The sequence below is a fragment of the Streptomyces sp. NPDC012827 genome, from assembly GCF_042900905.1.
GTDB classification, from domain to species: domain Bacteria; phylum Actinomycetota; class Actinomycetes; order Streptomycetales; family Streptomycetaceae; genus Streptomyces; species Streptomyces gulbargensis.
The window spans coordinates 595135-613667 of the sequence record NZ_JBIBBY010000001.1 but is presented as its reverse complement, the minus strand read 5'-3'; the positions used below and the strand labels follow the sequence as shown (position 1 = coordinate 613667).

Below are 18533 nucleotides of genomic sequence, written 5' to 3'. Positions count from 1 at the left end.
TGTCATGTCCCTGCCCTATCCCCACGGCAGTGCACCACCGATGAGGAGGACCCCCCACATGTCAGTGCGTGACTCGCGCCGCCGTATCACCACGGCCGCGGCCATCGCCGTCGCCGCCCTCGCCCTCGGATCCCTCTCCGCACTCCCCGCCACCGCCGCCCCGGCCGCCGCCGAAGGCGTCATCGAGAACGCCGGTGCCGAGGGCACCATCGCGGGCAGCTACATCGTCACCCTGCACGAGTCCGCCCAGGCGGAGACCGCCAAGGGCCGCGCCGTCGCCGCCAAGTTCGGCGCGAAGATCAAGCGGACGTACACGACCGCCGTCAACGGCTACTCCGTCGAGCTGTCGGAGGCCCAGGCCAGGAAGCTCGCGGCGGACCCCGCCGTCAAGTCCGTCGTGCAGAACCGGGTCTTCACCATCGACGCCACCCAGCCCTCCCCGCCGTCCTGGGGCCTGGACCGGATCGACCAGCGGGCGCTGCCCCTGAACCAGAGCTACACCTACCCGGACAGCGCGGGCCAGGGCGTCACCGCGTACATCATCGACACCGGTGTCCGCATCAGCCACAGCGACTTCGGCGGCCGCGCCGTCAACGGCTACGACGCCGTCGACAACGACAACACCGCCCAGGACGGCCACGGCCACGGCACCCACGTCGCCGGTACCGTCGCGGGCACCGCGCACGGCGTCGCCAAGAAGGCCAAGATCGTCGGCGTCCGCGTCCTCGACAACAACGGCTCGGGCACCACCGAGCAGGTCGTCGCCGGCATCGACTGGGTCACCCGCAACGCCGTCAAGCCGGCCGTCGCCAACATGAGCCTCGGTGGCGGCGTCGACAGCGTCCTCGACACGGCCGTCCGCAACTCCATCGCCGCCGGCATCACCTACGCGGTCGCGGCGGGCAACGACAACGCCAACGCCTCCAACTACTCGCCGGCACGCGTCTCCGAGGCCATCACCGTCGGCTCCACCACGTCGAGCGACGCCCGCTCCAGCTTCTCCAACTACGGCAGCGTCCTCGACATCTTCGCCCCCGGCTCCTCCATCAAGTCGGCCTGGAACACCGGCGACACCGCCACCAACACCATCTCCGGTACGTCGATGGCCGCCCCGCACGTCGCCGGCGCCGCCGCCGTCTACCTGGCCGACAACCCGGCGTCCACCCCGGCCCAGGTCTCCACGGCCCTGACCAACGCCGCCACCCCGAACGTCGTCACCAGCCCCGGCACCGGCTCCCCGAACCGCCTCCTGTACGTCGGCGGCGGCACGACCACCCCGCCGCCCACCGGCCCGAAGTTCGAGAACACCACGGACTACGCCATCGCCGACAACGCGACCGTCGAGTCCCCCGTCACCGTCAGCGGCGTCGCGGGCAACGCCCCCTCCGCCCTGCAGGTGCCGGTGAACATCGCCCACACCTACATCGGTGACCTCCAGGTCCAGCTCATCGCCCTCGACGGCACGGCCTACACGCTGAAGGCCTTCGGCACCGGCGGCAGCGCCGACAACATCAACACCACGTACACGGTCAACGCCTCCTCCGAGGTCGCCAACGGCACGTGGAAGCTGCGCGTCACCGACAACGCCAGCTACGACACCGGCAAGATCGACTCCTGGGGTCTGCAGTTCTGACCCGAGGCGAACCGACGGGCCCCGGTGACAGGGTCCTGAACATCTGAGAGCACGAGGGGCGGTCGCCGGCGGGCGGCCGCCCCTCCGCCGTGCCCGGGGGAGTGGGGGGGGGCGAGCGCCACCCCGGATCACCGGGCCGTCGCACGGACCGCGTACGATGCGCGCCCGTCCGCCTGTACGCCTGTACGCCCGTTCCGTCGTTCGGTCGTTCCGTCGTTCGGCTGTACGTCCCCTCGCCCCGCCCGCGCCGACAGGAGCACCCCGCCCGTGGAGCCGACCCCGCCGACCCCGCAGCCCTCGTCGTCCCCGGGGCACGGCGGACCCGCGTCCGGCCCGTACCCCGCTCCCGGTCCGTACACCTCGCCGGGCATGCCGTACGCCGCCGGTCCCTACGGTCCGCCCGGGGCGCCGGGCGGCGCCCCCGGCCCGTACGGCCGGCCGCCGCGTACGACCAACGGCCTCGCCGTCGCGTCCTTCGTCTCCGGCGTCGTCTGCTGTCTCCCGCCCCTCGGGCTGGTCCTGGGGCTGATCGCCCTGCCCCGGACACGCGCGCGGGACCAGGCGGGCAAAGGGCTGGCCGTCGCGGGCATCGTCCTCTCCGCCGTCAGCTGCCTGCTGCTCGTCGCCGGCCTGGTGACCGGCGGCTTCTCCCGGTTCTGGCAGGAGTTCAGGGCGGGGATGGAGGAGGCGGCGCGTTCGGACTCCGCCTTCTCGCTGCGCACCGGCCAGTGCTTCGTCGACGACGGCAAACTCCAGGAGTACGCGACGGACGTCGAGATCGTGGACTGCGCGAGGCCGCACGACGGGGAGGTGACGGGGGACTTCAAGGTCACCGGCTTCGACGGCTGGCCCGGTGAGTCCGCCGTCGACCGGATCGCGGAGAAGCGGTGCGAGGCCGTCAACTCCGCCTACGCGCTGGACACCTGGGCCGTCCCCGGGGACGTGTGGGTGTACTACTACCTGCCGAGCGAGCAGAGCTGGCGGCTCGGCGACCGGACCGTGACCTGCGCCCTGGCCACCGAGGGCAAGCCCTTCACGGGGGCGCTGCGCTCCGACGCGACGGTGCTCGACGCCGACCAGGTGCACTTCCTGAAGACGATGAACCCGATCGAGACGGTCGTCCTGCGCGAGCCCGAGCAGGACCCGGACGAGGACTTCGCCGCCAACAAGGCCTGGGCCGGGGAGGTCCTCGCGGCCGTCGACAGGGCCCGGGCCGGCCTGGGGAAGCACCCCTGGCCGGACACGGCGCGCGCGTCCGTCGCGGAGCTCGGCGCCGATCTGGACGCCGCTTCCGCGCAGTGGCGCGCGCTCGCGGGCGCGGCCGACCCCGAGGCGTACGGGGAGGCGTACGACCGTGCCTTCGAGCTGCTGCCCGAGGACACCGGGGCGGGGGCGCGCACGGCGCTCGGCCTGACGGACACGCTGCCGGACGGCGGCGCGGGCGGCGGGACGGGCGGTTCCGGGGACGGGCCGGGAGGCGGTGCATCCGTCTGATCCCTCGGGACCGAAGGGGTTACCCCGGGTGACTGCCGGTGGCAAGCATTGTCATCACTTCGAGTGAAACCCTGGCCCATGCTTGCGGCGCGCCACCCTGGGTTGTCAGGCTGTAGCTGTCCGTCAACCTGAGGGGAGTGTCCAGTGACGTTCGGTGAGCAGCCCGCCTACTTGCGCGTGGCGAGCGATCTCCGGGAGAAGATCGCCAACGGCTCGCTTCCCCCGCATACCCGTCTCCCCTCGCAGGCCCGCATCCGCGAGGAGTACGGGGTGTCGGACACCGTCGCACTGGAGGCCCGCAAGGTGCTCATGGCCGAGGGCCTCGTCGAGGGCCGGTCGGGGTCGGGGACCTACGTGCGGGAGCGGCCGGTGCCACGCCGGATCTCCCGCTCCGGGTACCGGCCGGCGTCCGGTGCCGGCCCCTTCCGCCAGGAGCAGGCGGCCGAAGGCGCGCGCGGCACCTGGGATGCGAACAGCGAGCAGGGGCGGGCGAGCGCCGCGGTGGCGGCCCGGCTCGGGATCGAACCAGGCGATCGGGTCATGCGCACCCGGTACGTCTACCGGGACGGCGGCGAGCCGATGATGGTCTCCACCTCGTGGGAGCCGCTCGCGGTCACGGGCAGGACGCCGGTGATGCTGCCCGAGGAGGGGCCGCTCGGAGGGGCCGGGGTCGTGGAGCGGATGGCGGCCCTCGACATCGTCGTGGACAACGTGGTGGAGGAGGTCGGCGCCCGGCCCGGCCTCGCCGAGGAGCTCATGGCGCTCGGCGGGGTGCCGGGGCATGTGGTGATGGTGATCGAGCGGACCTTCTACGCCTCGGGGCGGGCCGTCGAGACGGCGGACGTCGTCGTCCCGGCCGACCGCTACCGCCTCTCCTATCACCTGCCCGTGCGCTGACGTTCCCTCACACCGTGCGCCCCCGCCCGCTCCCCGGGCGGGGGCGCACGGCATGCCCGCCGGGCGCGGCCCTTCGGCCGCCCGCCGTCGGTTCCCGGCCGATCCGTATCTCTTCGTGAAAACCCGTATCCGCTGTGTGAAGGTCAGGCGTAAGCTCGGGCATATGCGCAATGCGGTTTCCTGGAGATCGTCGAAGGCGCCCGGACCGACGGAGGGAGAAGCCCGATGACCGAGAGCGGCCCCGTCCTTCCCTGGCTCGTCATACGGCAGGACGACAACGGCCACCGCTACCGCGTGGGTCAGTACGCCACCGAGGACGAAGCCCGGAAGATCGCGGACAGCCTCGACGCGCGCGGCCACGAACGGCTCTACTGGGTCGAGCGCATGGGAGGCGCCCCCGCCTGAGCCCGCCCCGGGCCGCGCACCCCTCTCACGGCATCACCGCGGCACCGCCTCCGCGCCCCTCACGGGCCGGGAGCGGTGCCGCGGCCGTTCCCCGGCGGGCCGCCGTCCTTGCCCCGGGCGCCCCCGCGCGCCGCGCGCCCTCCCGGTAGGGTCGCGTCCGTCGGCTGAGGGACGTGAGGGAAGAGGGGTGCGGGCGTGCTGATCGACACCGTCGCCTGGGTGCGGATCGAAGGCGGCCGGATCCTGTGCGCCCGGCCCCGGGGCAAGGGGATCTTCTACATTCCGGGCGGCAAGCGCGAGGGCGCCGAGACCGACCTCCAGACCCTCGTCCGCGAGATCGAGGAGGAGTTGACCGTCCTGCTCGACCCGGAGACCGCCGTGCACACCGGGACGTACGAGGCCGGCGGCCCCGGCCTCCCCGACGGCGCCGTGGTCCGGATGGCCTGCTACACCGCCGAGTACCGCGGTGAACTGCTCCCCAGCAGTGAGATCGAGGAGATGGCCTGGTTCTCGTACGCCGACCGCGACCGCGTACCGCCCGTCGACCAGCTGCTGTTCGACGACCTCCGGGCCGCCGGCGCCCTGCGCTGACCCGCGCTTCCGTCGCACGGCCGGCTTTCCGTCCGGCCCCAGGCCTCCCTGTGTCGCCGGCCTCCCGCCTCTCCGTACGGCCGGCCGCCCGCGCCGGCCCACGCCCCGCGGACCACCGGATGCCCTGCGCCGACGCGCGCTCCCCCGCACCGTCGGCGGGGCGCGCGAGGCGTTCTCTACGCCGTTCGTGCCTCCGTGCGCCGACCGTCCCCCACTGGCGCGATATTCGGCCAGAAATAACGGGTATGTCCAGAATGTGCCCTTGAGGGGGCAGGGGTCTTCCTGCTGACGCACGGCTGGGGAAGTGATCGGGAGTGAGCGACGCCGACGGCGACCGCGCCGAATGGACCTTCCCCGCGGAGGCCGACGCCGTCCGCACCGCCCGGCACGCCGTGCGCGCGACCCTGCGCGGCTGGCGGCTCGACGCGACCCTCGGCGATGTGACCGTCCTGCTGGTCAGCGAGTTGGTGACCAATTCCCTGCGGTACGCCTCCGGCCCCATCGGCGTCCGGCTCGTCCGCCTCGGCCCCGACGGCACCGGCCCGGGCCCCTGCGACGCGCTGCTCGTGGAAGTCTCCGATCCGCTTCCCGATCCGCCCACCGAGCGGCCCGCCGGCCCGGACGACGAAGGGGGGCGCGGTCTGGCGCTGGTGGCCGGCGCCGCCCGCCGCTGGGGGACCCGAAGGGGAAGGACCGGCAAAACCGTATGGTTCGAGCTGGCTCTCCCTGGTGAGTAAAGAGGGTGGGACGACGATCACCGGCACTCGGCCAGAACCGAACGAGACCACCCTGTGATCGTGAACGTCGTGCCGCCGGGGCCTGCCGTACTGAATACTGCGGGCATGGCCGGTCCGGTGCGGTGAGCTGGAGGGGACGGTCGCGTTGAGCGAGATACCTGAGACGGCGAGCGGCGTCGTGTGGCAGAGCAGCCCGCCCGGGTCCATCTATGACTACATACGGGTGGCCTCCTTCTCCCTCGGCCCCGACGGGCTCGTCGATCAGTGGAGCCGGCGGGCCGTGGACCTCTTCGGCGTCACCGCCGAGGAGGCCAGGGGCCGGGACCCGGTCGACGTCTTCATGCCCGCCGGGCTGCGCGAGCGCGGACACCGCACGGTCCGGGAGATCCTCGACGGCAAGGAATGGACGGGGCTCGTCCCCTTCCGCGTCCCCGGCGAGAACGGCCCGCAGGGCCTCGCCGAGATGTACGTCATGCCCAGTGAGACCGAGTCCGGCGAACGGGCCGCGCTGTGCATCGTCGTCGACGTCCGGGCACTGCGCCGTATCGAGACCGACCTCGCCGCCTCCCAGGCGATATTCGGCCAATCGCCCTTCGGCTTCCTCCTCTTCGGGACGGACCTCACCGTCAAGCGGGCCAACCAGCGCTTCGCCACCGTCTTCGGCGGCTCCGCCGACGACCACCGCGGCCGGACCGTCCACGACTACCTCACCCGCTCCGAGGCCGACCGGATGACCGAGGCCCTCCGCCGGGTCCTGGAGACCGGCGAGGCCGTCACCGACCTGCAGATCGTCGGCGCCGCCCCCGGCGCCAGGGACCGGCGCCACTGGTCGATCAACCTCTACCGGGTGCACAGCGGCACCGGCCGCCCCATCGGCGTCGCCGGACTCGGCATCGACGTCACCCGCCGCCACAACGCCGCCCGGGAAGCCGCCAGCGCCCGCCGCAACCTCGCCCTCCTCAACGAGGCGGGCTCCCGCATCGGCAACTCCCTCGACCTGGAGGCCACCGCCCGCGAGCTGCTCGACGTGGCCGTCCCCGGCTTCTGCGACCTCGCCTCCGTCGACCTCTACCAGGGCCTGCTCACCGGCGACGAGGCACCGCCGGGGCGCTGGGGCAGCTCCCACGACATCGGCTACGGCGCGGGCAGCGCAGAACTGCGCCGCGTCGCCTTCTCCAGCGCCGTCTCCGACACCCCCCACCGGGCCGCCGAAGGGCACGGCGCCGACACCGGCTGCTGCGGGCCCGCCGCCGTCGGCGTCGGCGAGGTCCACCGCTACCCCTTCAACTCGCCCTGCGCGGGCGCGCTGCGCACCGGCCGGGTCCGCACCGTGCCGGGTGGCGACGGCGACCTCGTCCAGTCCACCCTGGTCGTCCCGATGGTCGCCCAGGACACCGTCGTGGGCCTCGTGCAGTTCTCCCGTGCCAAGGGCAGCGAACCCTTCGGGGAGCGCGACCGGGCCCTCGCCGTCGAACTCGCCGCCCGCGCCGCCGTCTGCATCGACAACGCCCGCCTCTACCGCCGCGAGCACGAGCGGGCCCTCATCCTCCAGCGCAGCCTCCTCCCGCCCGGCGACCCGGAGGCCGCCGGACTCGACATCGCCTGCCGCTACCTGCCCGGCACCACCGCCACCGAGGTCGGCGGCGACTGGTTCGACGTCATCGAGCTGCCCGGCCACCGCACCGCCCTCGTCATCGGGGACGTCATGGGCCGCGGTCTGCGCGCCGCCGTCGCCATGGGTGAACTCCGCACCGCCGTACGCACCCTCGCCCAGCTCGACCTCGAACCGGCCGAGGTCCTCTCCCACCTGGACGAGATCGCCCGCGGCCTGGGCGCCCCCATCGGCGCCCAGCAGTCCCGCGCCCAGAAGAACCGGGGCCCGGAACTCTCCGAGGTCTACCTCGCCACCTGCGTCTACGCCGTCTACGACCCGGTCACCCGGCGATGTACCTTCGCCAACGCCGGCCACCTGCCCCCGGTGCTCGTCGGCCCCGGCGAGGAGGCCGTCCTCCTCGACGTACCCCCCGGGATGCCGCTCGGCGTCGGCGGCGAGCCCTTCGAGGAGGTCCGGATCGAACTGCCCGAGGGCGCGCTCCTCGCCCTCTACACCGACGGACTCGTCGAATCCCGTGACCACCCGCTGGAGGAGGGCCTGCACGCCTTCCGCCGGGCCCTCACCGGGCAGGAACGCCCGCTGGAGGACGTCTGCGACCGGGTCCTCAGCCGGCTCGACACCGGCCACGGGGAGGACGACATCGCCCTCCTGATGGCCCGCATCCGGGGCCTGCCCGGCGAGGCCGTCGGCGACTGGCGGCTTCCCAGGGAGCCCCGCTCCGTCGGCCGGGCCCGCGAACTGGCCCGCGCGCAGCTCACCTCCTGGGGCCTCGCCTCGCTCGTCGACACCGTCGAACTGCTCGTCAGCGAACTCGTCACCAACGCCCTGCGCTACGGCGAGGGCGAGATCCGGCTCCGCCTGCTGCGCGACCGGACCCTCGTCTGCGAGGTCTGGGACTCGGGCCTGGTGCAGCCCCGGCGCCGCAGGGCCCGGGACACCGACGAGGGCGGCCGCGGTCTTCAGCTCGTCGGGCTGCTCAGCTCCTCCTGGGGCTCCCGCCGCACCCCGCGCGGCAAGACCGTCTGGTTCGAACTCGCCCTGCCCGACGGGGAGAGCGCGGCCGAGCCCAGCGTGGAGCAGCTCCTCAGCATGTTCTGAGCCGGGGACCCGCCGGGCACCCCTGGAGTCAGGCGGCCTTCAGCGCCGCGAGGCGGGCCTCGATCTCGTCGCTGTCGCCGAGTGCGTCCAGCTGCTCGAACTGCGCGTCCAGGGACGAGGCGGCGAGCTCCTGCTTGCCCAGGGCCCGCGCCTCCTCCCGGCGCACCTTGTCCTCGAAGCGGCTGAGCTCACTCGTCGGGTCGAGCAGGTCGATGCTGTCGACCGCGTCCATCATGCGGTTCTGCGCCTGCGCCGACTTCGCGCGGGCGACCAGCTCGTCGCGCTTGGCCTGGAGTTCGCCGAGCTTGGTCCCCATCTGGTCCAGTCCGGTCCGCAGCTTGGCCACCACGTCGGTCTGCGCGGCGATGGTCGGCTCGGCCGTCCGCGCCTCCTGCTCGGCGCGCAGCTGGCGGCCGAGCGCCACCTTCGCCAGGTTGTCGAAGCGGTCGGCCTCCGCCGTCCGCCCGCCGGCCCGCAGCTCGTCCGCCTTCCGGCTGGCGGCGAGTGCCTTCCCGCCCCACTCCTTCGCCGCGTCCAGGTCCTCCTGGTGGTCCTGCTCCATCAGCCGCAGATTGCCGATCGTGGCGGCCACCGCCTCCTCGGCCTCCGCGATGTTGGAGGAGTAGTCACGGATCAGCTGGTCCAGCATCTTCTGCGGATCCTCGGCCTGGTCCAGCAGTGCGTGGATGTTCGCCTTCGCCAGCTGGGCGACCCGGCCGAGAACGGTCTGCTTGCTCATGCTCGATCTCCTTCGTGGAGTCCTCAGAGGGACGCGAAACAGGGAAGGACGGCGGGCCGCGCTCAGAAGCGGCCCCCGCCGCCCAGCCGGCCGCGCGTGCCGCCGCCGCCGAAGCTGCCGGGCCCGCCGCCGTGACCACCGCCCCCGAACCCGCCGCCGAAGCCCCCGTGACCCCCGCTTCCCCCGCCGAACAGTCCGCCGAGGAGGATGCCGCCCAGCACCGCACCCCCGAGCCCGCCGCCCCCGCCCACGCCCGGCACCCCACCAGGACCGCCGGGGCCCCCGAAGGCGTGGACGTCCCGCTCCGCGAGCTCCTGCGCCAGCCGCGCCAGGCCGTCCGCCCGCTGCGCCTCCGGCAGGGCGGTCCGCGGGTCCCCGGCAGCGGCGAGCGCCTCCGCCCTCTCCCACCGGCGCCGGGCCTCCGCGAGCCGGGTGCGGGCTTCGCTGCCCACCGCTCCCCGGTGCGTCGTCACGTAGTCGGAGGCCGCCCCGATCGCCGAACGGGCCGTCAGCATCGCCTGCTCCAGCAGGCCGCGGGCGCGGCGGTCGCCCGACTCGCGCTCCCGCGCGCCCCGCAGCGCCTCGTCGAGCGCCGCGTCCGCCTCCTCGACCCGCCGCAGCGCCTCCAGGGGGTCGTACCGCCCGGCCTCACCGGCCTGCCGTACCTCGGCGGCCACCGTCTCCGCCCGCGCGATCCGCCCCTGGAGGTCCGCCGTGGACACCCCTTCGGCCGTGCCCTTCAGCAGGCCGCGGGCGTCCGCGAGGTCCGCGTCCGTCTCAAGGAGCGCACCCGGCAGCTTCCCCACCGCCTCCGCGAGCTCCACCGCGCGCCGGTCCACCGCCTCGATCAGCCGGGCGGCCTGGTCCACCGCGCCCTCGGCGGCCCGGATGTGCACGGCGGCGCCGCCGTTGTCGCCCTCGTCCACCCGCTGCCGGGCCTCGTCGACGTGCGTCGTCGCGAAGACCAGCCGGTCCTCGGCCTGCTCGACATTGCCGGCGACCGGGGAGGCGGCGCTGTCCGCGTACCGCTCGCGCATCGCGCTCAGCGCCGCCCCGGCCGTGACCACCCGCCCGCTCTGCTCCCGGAGCGCCGCCTCGACCGAGGCCAGCGCCTCCGGAGCCGTACGCTCCAGGGCGCGCAGCCGGTCGAAGTCCTCGCTCTCCGCGTCCAGGCGCGCGTTCGCCTCGGCGCAGCGCCGGAGGATCTCCTCCAGCATGTTGCGCCGCTCCCCGTCGTCCTCGGGGAAGGCGTCGTCGAGCCGCTGCCGCACCCGGAACGAGGCCGTGAGCTGCTCCTTCGCGAAGGCCAGGGCCGCGGTGAACCGCTCCACGGCCGCCTCTCCGAACTGGGCGGAGGCGAAGCCCAGTTCCTCCTGGCTGGTGCGGACCGCGTCGTCGGTGGCGACCAGGGTCCGCCGGGCGTCGGCGTCGAGCGCGTCCAGCGACGGCGGCGCGTGCTCGGGTGGAGGGTCCCAGCCCCGCCCGCCCTGGGGAGTGGTGCGGGTCGCGGTCCGCCTGCGGCGCTTGGCGTACGCGTACGCCGCCACGGCCCCGGCGCCGCCGACGAGCACGACCGGCAGGACGAGGTCGGTGCCCCACGAGCCGCCCCCCTCCGGCCCGGGGTCGGCGGGGCCGGGGGTGATCGCCGGCGCCGGGACGGGCCGGCCTGCCAGGACCGCGCCGTAGCCGTCGGCGGCACCGATGGCGGCCCCGGCCCAGTCGTTCCGCCGCAGGGCCGGTTCGATCGCCGTCCGTGCCACCTCGTCCAGCTGGGCCTGGGTGAGCCGGCCCGCAGGGTCGGCGGAGTGCGCGTACTGCCGGGCGCGGGTGGCGACGGCGAGCAGGACGTCGTCCGCGCCGAGCCCGTTGCGCGCGGCGGTGGCGTCGGCCCAGTCCGGGGCCGAGCGCCCCGAGAAGTCCCGGACGTAGACCACGAACAGCTGGATCCGGTGGTCCTCGTAGAGCCGGTCGAGCGCCGCGGCCACGGCGGCCCGGCGCTCACCGAGGGCGCCGGCCCGGTCGGTGATCTGGCCGTCCCGGGACAGCTCGGCGGGATCGTCGGCGTGGGCACCGTGAACGGCGGGCACGAGGAGCCACCACGCCGCCACCAGTACCGCGAGAAGGGCTCGGGTGGCTGTTCGCGTCACAAAAGGAGGCTATGTCCCGGTATGGGGGAGTGCGAGCGGACCGGCGCCGTTCGGAAGCCGTCCGGGAGAGGATCACGGGCCTTCGGAAACCGTCCGTGATCACCCCGCGTCCCTGACGGTGGCCGACGCCCCGGTGGCTCCGGTGACAAGACTCCCCTGAGGAGGCTCGTGTGAGTGGACGGCTGAGGCGTGTGTGGCGGAAGGGGCGCTGGTTCGTCCTGGGCCCGCTCCTCGTACTGCTGATCCTGCCGCTCTCCGGGGCGCTCGCCCTGCGCGTGAACTACGCCGGCGACGTGCGGGAGGACGCGCGGACCCGGGGCAAGAACGCCATCTGGCTCGGGCACGCCTGGGTCGACGGGCGGCGCACGGACGCCGACCTCGCGGCCTTCGCCGAACGGATCAGGGGGACCGGCATCCGTGACCTGTACGTCCACGCCGGTCCGCTCGACCACGACGGCACGCTGCGCGCGGACAGGTACCCGCGTGCCCGGTGGCTGATCGACGGCGTGCACCGGACCATGCCCGGCATACGGGTCCAGGCCTGGCTGGGCGACATCCTCGCCACCGAGGGCCCGGTCGGGCTGCGCCTGGAGGACCCGCGCTCCCGGGCCGCCGTGGTCGGCTCCACGCGGCAGATCCTCGACGCCGGCTTCGACGGCGTCCACTTCGACCTGGAGCCGCTCCACTCCGACGACGCGCACTACCTCTCCCTCCTCGACGACCTGGGCGGGCTCACCCGGGCCCGGAAGGTGCCGCTCTCCGTCGCCGCCCACCAGATCGATCCCCTGCCCGGCGCCCACTCGGTGCTCGGCGTGGTCAGCGGCGGCAGCGAGAAGTGGTGGTCGCAGGAGTTCTTCGGGCAGGTCGCGCGCCGGGTCGACCAGATCGCCGTCATGTCGTACGACACGTGGATGCCGCTGGAGGGCATGTACGGCGGGTACGTCGCCCAGCAGACGAGCCTCGCCCTGGAGGTGACGCCCGAGTCGACCGACCTCCTCATGGGACTCCCCTTCTTCCACGAGGACGACCTCGGTCACCACGAGAGCGCGGAAACGGTCGCCGCCGCCGTCCGCGGCACCCGCCTCGGCCTGGGCCGCACCGACCCCGGCCGCGAGCGCTTCGGTGTCGCGCTGTACGTCGACTTCGCGGCCCGCGAGGAGGACTGGGCGGCCTACCGCGCCGGCTGGCACTGACCCGGCTGCCCGGGTGCGCGCCCGTCCGGGGGCGCCGCCGGGGCGATTGGGCCGCACGGGTGGGGTTCGGCGGGTGCGCCGCCGTGTCGGCACGGCCGGATCGGATCGGTCGCTTTCAGTGGATGAGCGATAGGTCTGATCATCTCCAAATGGCATGATTCCGGACGAAGGGGTACACATCATGTCCCAGGTCGGCGCCCCCCGCGGGAGGACATGGGCCAGGAGCCCCCGCTCCCGCACGCTCCGCTCCGTCGCCCCCCTCACCAGCGCGGTCCTCGCCGTCACCGTGCTCGCCGGATGCTCCGGCGAGGGCGAGGAGCAGGCCCCGGCCGCCGCTCAGGACCACGCCCCCGCCGCACGCGAAAAGGTCGCCGACGGCGGCACCCTCCGCTGGGCCGTCGACACGCTCCCCAGCACCCTCAACACCTTCCAGGCCGACGCCGACGGCACCACCGCCCGCGTCGCCGGAGCCGTCCTCCCCGCCCTCCACACCCTCGACGAGCGCGGCCGTCCGCAGCGGAACCCGGACTACCTGGAATCGGCCGAGGTCATCGAGACCGAGCCCAAGCAGGTGGTCCTCTACAAGCTCAACCAGCAGGCGGTCTGGAGCGACGGACGCGAGATCGGCGCCGCCGACTTCGTGGCCCAGTGGCGCGCCCTGAGCGGCCGGGACACCGCGTACTGGACCGCCCGCAACGCCGGGTACGAGCGGATCGAGAAGATCGAGCGGGGCAAGAACGACCTGGAGGTCCGGGTCACCTACGCCAAGCCGTACGCGGACTGGAAGTCCCTCTTCACCCCCCTCTACCCGAAGGAGGTGATGGGGTCCCCGAACGCCTTCAACGACGGGGCGCGCACCACGCTCAAGTCCACCGCAGGACCGTTCCTGCTGAAGAAGGTCGACCGCGCGAGCGGTGACGTCACCCTCGTCCGCAACCCCCGCTGGTGGGGACAGCCCGCCAAGCTCGACAGCCTCGTGCTCAAGGCCGTCCCCCGCACCGAGCGCGGTGCGGCCCTCGCCGCCGGCACGCTCGACCTGGCCGAGATCGACCGGTCCACGGCCGAGCGGATCGCCCTCGCGGTACGGGACGCCCGGGCCGGCCGCAAGGGAGCCGAGGCGGCCGTCGCCCACGGCCCCGGCGCCGCGATCACCCCCGCCAAGGCCCTGAAGTCCTGGGCGCTGGCGTACGGCTCCGACGAGGAGCGGGCCGAGGAGGTGCGGGCCGCCCGGGAGGAGAACCGGCGGGCCGTCGCCCGGTACGCGGCCGAGCAGGACGGCCTCGCCCGGTTCGTCGTCCGCAAGTCCCTGGAGCCCGCCTACACCCAGCTCTCCCTCAACGGCGAGTCCGGCCCGCTCGCCGACGAACGGGTCCGGCGGGCGGTGGCCCGCGCCATCGACCGCCAGGAGATCGCCGAGTCGGTGCTCAAACCGCTCGGACTGCCCGCGGGCCCGCCCGGAAGCCACCTCGCCCTGGCCGGCCAGCCGGCCTACGCCGACAGCAGCGACGCGCTCGGCGACCAGGACACCGCCGAGGCACGGGCGCTCCTCGCCGACGCGGGCTGGGTCCCGGGCGGCGCGGCCCGGAAGCCGGCCGGCACCAAGGCGGGCAGTGAGGCCGAGAAGGCCGAGAAGGAGCAGAAGCAGCAGAAGGAGAAGGAGGCCGAGGACCCGAAGGCCGCGGACACCGCCTCCGACGAGGGCCTCTACATCGTCGGGGACGACAAGCCCGGCGAGCACCCCACCGCCCCCCGTATCGGACCCGCGGGCCCCGAGAACGGCACCGGCGTCCTGGCGGCCGCCCCCGCCGCCGACCGCCAGGGCCGGGCCCTCCTCGCCCGAGCCGAGGCCCTGGACACCGGTACCGACGCCGGAGCCCGCGCCGCCCAGTCCGTCACCAAGCCGGACCGGGGCGTGGCCGGGGCCTACGCCCCGCGCGGCACCGCCGCCCCGGCCGCCGTGCCGGCCGCGGACCAGGCCCTCGGGAAGGACGGCAAGGCACTCAGCCTCCGCTTCGTCCTGCCGTCCGGGCCCGGCTCCGAGTCGCTGCGCGCGGTCGGCGACCGGATCGTCCGGATGCTCGACGCGGTCGGCATCCGCACCCAGGTCACGAAGGTCTCCGACGAGAGCTTCTTCAAGGACCACATCGCCTCCGGCGACTACGACCTGGCCCTCTACTCCTGGCCCGCCACGGCCTTCCCGGCCACCGACGCCCGGCCGATCTTCGCCAAGCCCGAGCCGGCCTCCGACGGTTCCCTGCTGGTGGAGCAGAACTACTCGCGCGTGGGCACCGACCGCATCGACCAGCTGTTCGACCAGGCGGCGGGGACCCTCGACGAGGAGGAGGCCAGGGAGCTGGTCCGCCAGGCCGACGCCCGGATCTGGGCCGCCGCAGGCTCCATCCCCCTTTATCAGCGCCCCCAGTTGGTCGCCGCCCGGGCGGACGTCGTGAACGCCGGCGCGTGGGGTTTCGCCGCCCCCCGCTACCAGGACATCGGCTACAAGAAGGCCGAAACCGTCAAGGGTGCCGGCCGAACCGCTGAAAAGCACTGAAACCGCAGGTCACAACCTCAGAACCCGCTCAATTTCCTTGCCCGCCGGGCCTTCCGGCGGGCAGGATCACGTCGGACCCTTGACCCGGCCGCATGATCTTCCCCACACCCTGAAACCTCCCAGTAGACCCTCTCGGATCACAACCGGGGAAGCCCCTTGCGCGGCAGCCCCGTACCATAGGACATAGCCGTGGCGCGTCCGCCCGGCGGGCGTAAGAGGAACTGACGCCGATTCCCACGAACCGAGAGAAGCGCAAGCCACCCATGCCCACGCGCCACGACATCCGTAACGTAGCCATCGTCGCCCACGTCGACCACGGCAAGACGACCATCGTCGATGCCATGCTCAAGCAGGCGGGTGCCTTCGCCGCCCACCAGCAGCTCGACGACCGCATGATGGACTCGAACGACCTGGAGCGTGAGAAGGGCATCACGATCCTCGCCAAGAACACGGCGGTGAAGTACCACCCCAAGGACGGCGGGGCCCCGATCACGATCAACATCATCGACACCCCCGGCCACGCCGACTTCGGTGGTGAGGTCGAGCGCGGCCTGTCGATGGTGGACGCCGTCGTCCTCCTGGTGGACGCCTCCGAGGGTCCCCTGCCGCAGACCCGCTTCGTGCTCCGCAAGGCGCTGCAGGCCCGCATGCCCGTCATCCTCTGCATCAACAAGACGGACCGCCCGGACTCGCGGATCGACGAGGTCGTCAACGAGACCTACGACCTCTTCCTGGACCTGGACGCCGACGAGGACCAGATCGAGTTCCCGATCGTGTACGCCTGCGGCCGTGACGGCATCGCCTCGCTGACCAAGCCGGAGGACGGCACGGTCCCGGCGGACTCCACCAGCCTGGAGCCGTTCTTCTCCACGATCCTGGAGCACGTCCCCGCCCCGACGTACGAGGAGGACGCGCCGCTCCAGGCCCACGTCACCAACCTCGACGCCGACAACTTCCTCGGCCGCATCGCGCTGCTCCGCGTCGAGCAGGGCGAGCTCCGCAAGGGCCAGACGGTCGCGTGGATCAAGCGGGACGGCTCGATCCAGAACGTCCGCATCACCGAGCTGATGATGACCGAGGCGCTCACCCGCAAGCCGGCCGAGGTGGCCGGCCCCGGTGACATCTGCGCCGTCGCCGGCATCCCCGACATCATGATCGGCGAGACCCTGGCCGACCCGGAGAACCCGGTCGCGCTGCCGCTCATCACGGTCGACGAGCCGGCCATCTCCATGGTGATCGGTACGAACACCTCGCCGCTGGTCGGCCGTGGCGGCACCGGCAAGGGCGCCGACGCCAAGGCGGCGGTCAAGGACCGCAAGGTCACCGCCCGTCAGGTGAAGGACCGCCTGGACCGCGAGCTCATCGGCAACGTCTCGCTCCGCGTCCTGGACACCGAGCGCCCGGACGCCTGGGAGGTGCAGGGCCGCGGTGAGCTGGCGCTGGCCATCCTGGTCGAGCAGATGCGCCGCGAGGGCTTCGAGCTGACCATCGGCAAGCCGCAGGTCGTCACCAAGGAGGTCGACGGCAAGGTCCACGAGCCCGTCGAGCGCATGACGATCGACGTGCCCGAGGAGCACATGGGCGCCGTCACGCAGCTCATGGGCGTCCGCAAGGGCCGCATGGACAACATGTCGAACCACGGCTCCGGCTGGGTCCGCATGGAGTTCGTCGTCCCGTCCCGCGGCCTCATCGGCTTCCGTACGGAGTTCCTGACCCAGACCCGCGGCACCGGCATCGCCCACTCGATCCACGAGGGCCACGAGCCGTGGTTCGGCCCGCTCCAGACCCGTAACAACGGCTCGCTGGTCGCCGACCGCGCCGGCACGGTCACCGCCTTCGCGATGACCAACCTGCAGGAGCGCGGCGTCCTCTTCGTGGAGCCGGGCACCGAGGTCTACGAGGGCATGATCGTCGGTGAGAACTCGCGCTCCGACGACATGGACGTGAACATCACCAAGGAGAAGAAGCTGACGAACATGCGTTCCTCGTCGGCCGACTCCTTCGAGGCGATCGTCCCGCCGCGGAAGCTCTCCCTGGAGCAGTCGCTGGAGTTCTGCCGCGACGACGAGTGCGTCGAGGTCACCCCGGAGGCCGTCCGCATCCGCAAGGTGAACCTGGACGCCCGCGAGCGTGCTCGCGCGGCCTCCCGCGCGAAGAACGGCTGAGCCGTTCGGCCGCGGAGCCGGAACAGACGAAAGCGCCCGGCCGGGGTTCTCCCCGGCCGGGCGCTTTCGTTTTCCCCCGTCCCCCGTTCACGTCCCCCGTTCACGGGTGGTGCGCGCCCCGCCCGTCCCCGCGCCGGCCGGTCGGGCCGGCGCCGGGCGGGGCGGTGGCGGGATCAGCAGTAGCGCTTGGCGTACGCGGCGAGGCTGCCGGCCGGCACGGACGTGCCGCAGCGCAGACCGCCCTCCGTGGCGACGGTGAAGCTGACGGCCTTGCCGTAGTTGCCGGTGTTCACCCAGCGGGTGCCGCGGTCGCAGCGGAACTGGGTGTAGTAGCCCTGGGTCTTCATGGTGCCGGCGTACAGGACGTACTTGCCGCGGGTGGAGAGCCGGTGCTGGATGGACTCGGCGGTGGTCTTCGTCTTCGACCCCTCGGCCTTCAGCTCAAGGCCGACCTTGCCGCTGAGGCTGACGAGGGCGACGTTCCCGCTGACCTCGGCACCGGAGGTGGCGGTGACGGAGGCCGTGATGCTGGTGACGGACTGAGCGCTGACGGTCTTGACGATCGTGCCGTCGGTGTAGTGCTCGATCGCCTTGCGATGGGTGACGACCGGAGTCTTGCTCACCGTGGACCAGGTGTACTTCTGGCTCCCCGGGCTGCACATCATCTCGGCCGCCTGGGCGCTGCCGGCGGGCAGCAGGGCCAGGGTGGCGGCCGACAGGCAGGTGGTCATGAGTCCTGCCGCGAGCTTCTTGCGCATGGCGTTTTCCCCTCGTTGGTGCCGCTCGGTCGGGCGGCGGAGCGGCCCGTGGTCAGCGGGCCGGATCGGAGTCTTGCGGGCCGGGGGAGACGTGGGACACAGTTTTGAGCAACTTCTGAGCTTGACAACAGAGTTGAGTACACCCTTCCGCTTCCGGCGGGTCCGGCGGCGCGCAGCACCGGCTCCGCGAGGGCGTCAAACCGATTTCGATGCCGCGCGTCCGATTTCCGGACGTCGCTCTCCGGTACGTGTGTTAACAGTCCGTTTCGGGTGTGTCTGTCTGTGATCAGTTTGTCCGGATTTTGGCCTCTGACGGCTTGGTGATGTTGTCAAAACGAGACCACTTAAGTGTGGTTTACAGCCCGGACGTACTTAATAGTTGGCTCCATTGAGCTCGGGTCAATGGGTCAAGCACTGTGGGGAGTGCCGACTCACGAGCACACTCGGGGCGCTGGAGTCCTGGGCCGTCAGGGGTGTCGGCCGTCTCCGTGCGTCCCTTTCGTAGTGACA

At 72.9% G+C, this 18533-nt stretch carries 13 protein-coding genes; 10 read left to right on the top strand and 3 right to left on the bottom strand.

Annotated features, from left to right (window positions below; translation table 11 throughout):
• Positions 1 to 58 precede the first annotated feature (58 nt).
• From ACFY60_RS02730 to ACFY60_RS02700, 7 genes are all read left to right on the top strand, one after another.
• Positions 59 to 1633 carry a S8 family serine peptidase gene (locus ACFY60_RS02730; protein WP_388607357.1) on the top strand — a complete coding sequence of 525 codons (1575 nt, stop codon included), beginning with the start codon at positions 59 to 61 and terminating at the stop codon, positions 1631 to 1633.
• 267 nt (positions 1634 to 1900) lie between these two features.
• Complete coding sequence (locus ACFY60_RS02725) at positions 1901 to 3127, top strand: septum formation family protein (RefSeq protein ID WP_388607360.1); 1227 nt, start codon at positions 1901 to 1903, stop codon at positions 3125 to 3127.
• Positions 3128 to 3271: 144 nt separating this feature from the next.
• Positions 3272 to 4024 (top strand): GntR family transcriptional regulator, encoded by a 753-nt coding sequence (locus tag ACFY60_RS02720; RefSeq protein WP_388607363.1) that lies wholly within the window; start codon positions 3272 to 3274, stop codon positions 4022 to 4024.
• A 225-nt stretch (positions 4025 to 4249) separates the two neighbouring features.
• Entirely contained in the window at positions 4250 to 4429 is a 180-nt protein-coding gene (locus tag ACFY60_RS02715; protein WP_345284877.1) for an SPOR domain-containing protein, read from the top strand.
• A 195-nt stretch (positions 4430 to 4624) separates the two neighbouring features.
• Positions 4625 to 5020, top strand: coding sequence for an NUDIX domain-containing protein (locus ACFY60_RS02710; RefSeq protein WP_309053540.1), 396 nt, complete (start codon positions 4625 to 4627; stop codon positions 5018 to 5020).
• Between the two features lie 314 nt (positions 5021 to 5334).
• Complete coding sequence (locus ACFY60_RS02705) at positions 5335 to 5757, top strand: ATP-binding protein (RefSeq protein WP_388607364.1); 423 nt, start codon at positions 5335 to 5337, stop codon at positions 5755 to 5757.
• Positions 5758 to 5902: 145 nt separating this feature from the next.
• A complete protein-coding gene (locus ACFY60_RS02700) occupies positions 5903 to 8470 on the top strand; it encodes a SpoIIE family protein phosphatase (RefSeq protein WP_388607366.1) in 2568 nt (855 codons plus the stop codon).
• A 28-nt stretch (positions 8471 to 8498) separates the two neighbouring features.
• Here the strand turns inward: ACFY60_RS02700 and ACFY60_RS02695 are convergent, their stop codons facing one another.
• Complete coding sequence (locus ACFY60_RS02695) at positions 8499 to 9209, bottom strand: PspA/IM30 family protein (RefSeq protein WP_388607368.1); 711 nt, start codon at positions 9207 to 9209, stop codon at positions 8499 to 8501.
• Positions 9210 to 9271: 62 nt separating this feature from the next.
• Entirely contained in the window at positions 9272 to 11356 is a 2085-nt protein-coding gene (locus tag ACFY60_RS02690; protein ID WP_388607369.1) for a TPM domain-containing protein, read from the bottom strand.
• A gap of 170 nt (positions 11357 to 11526) precedes the next feature.
• Between ACFY60_RS02690 and ACFY60_RS02685 the strand changes: the two genes are divergently transcribed.
• The 3 genes from ACFY60_RS02685 (at position 11527) to typA (ending at position 17265) form a co-directional block, all read left to right on the top strand.
• Positions 11527 to 12549 (top strand): hypothetical protein, encoded by a 1023-nt coding sequence (locus ACFY60_RS02685; RefSeq protein ID WP_388607371.1) that lies wholly within the window; start codon positions 11527 to 11529, stop codon positions 12547 to 12549.
• Between the two features lie 181 nt (positions 12550 to 12730).
• The gene (locus ACFY60_RS02680; protein WP_388607373.1) at positions 12731 to 15100 is read left to right on the top strand and encodes an ABC transporter family substrate-binding protein; all 2370 of its coding nucleotides are present in this window, start codon (positions 12731 to 12733) and stop codon (positions 15098 to 15100) included.
• Between the two features lie 263 nt (positions 15101 to 15363).
• Complete coding sequence (gene typA / locus ACFY60_RS02675) at positions 15364 to 17265, top strand: translational GTPase TypA (protein WP_388607375.1); 1902 nt, start codon at positions 15364 to 15366, stop codon at positions 17263 to 17265.
• 173 nt (positions 17266 to 17438) lie between these two features.
• On the opposite strand, the gene ACFY60_RS02670 is transcribed toward typA, so the two are convergent.
• Entirely contained in the window at positions 17439 to 18023 is a 585-nt protein-coding gene (locus ACFY60_RS02670) for a hypothetical protein (protein ID WP_388607377.1), read from the bottom strand.
• Positions 18024 to 18533: the final 510 nt, after the last annotated feature.

Coding starts and splice junctions, on each gene's coding strand:
- ACFY60_RS02715 (WP_345284877.1), top strand. CDS start 4,250: ATGACCGAGAGCGGCCCCGTCCTTCCCTGGCTCGTCATACGGCAGGAC.
- ACFY60_RS02695 (WP_388607368.1), bottom strand. CDS start 9,209: ATGAGCAAGCAGACCGTTCTCGGCCGGGTCGCCCAGCTGGCGAAGGCG.
- ACFY60_RS02680 (WP_388607373.1), top strand. CDS start 12,731: ATGTCCCAGGTCGGCGCCCCCCGCGGGAGGACATGGGCCAGGAGCCCC.
- ACFY60_RS02730 (WP_388607357.1), top strand. CDS start 59: ATGTCAGTGCGTGACTCGCGCCGCCGTATCACCACGGCCGCGGCCATC.
- ACFY60_RS02670 (WP_388607377.1), bottom strand. CDS start 18,023: ATGCGCAAGAAGCTCGCGGCAGGACTCATGACCACCTGCCTGTCGGCC.
- typA (WP_388607375.1), top strand. CDS start 15,364: ATGCCCACGCGCCACGACATCCGTAACGTAGCCATCGTCGCCCACGTC.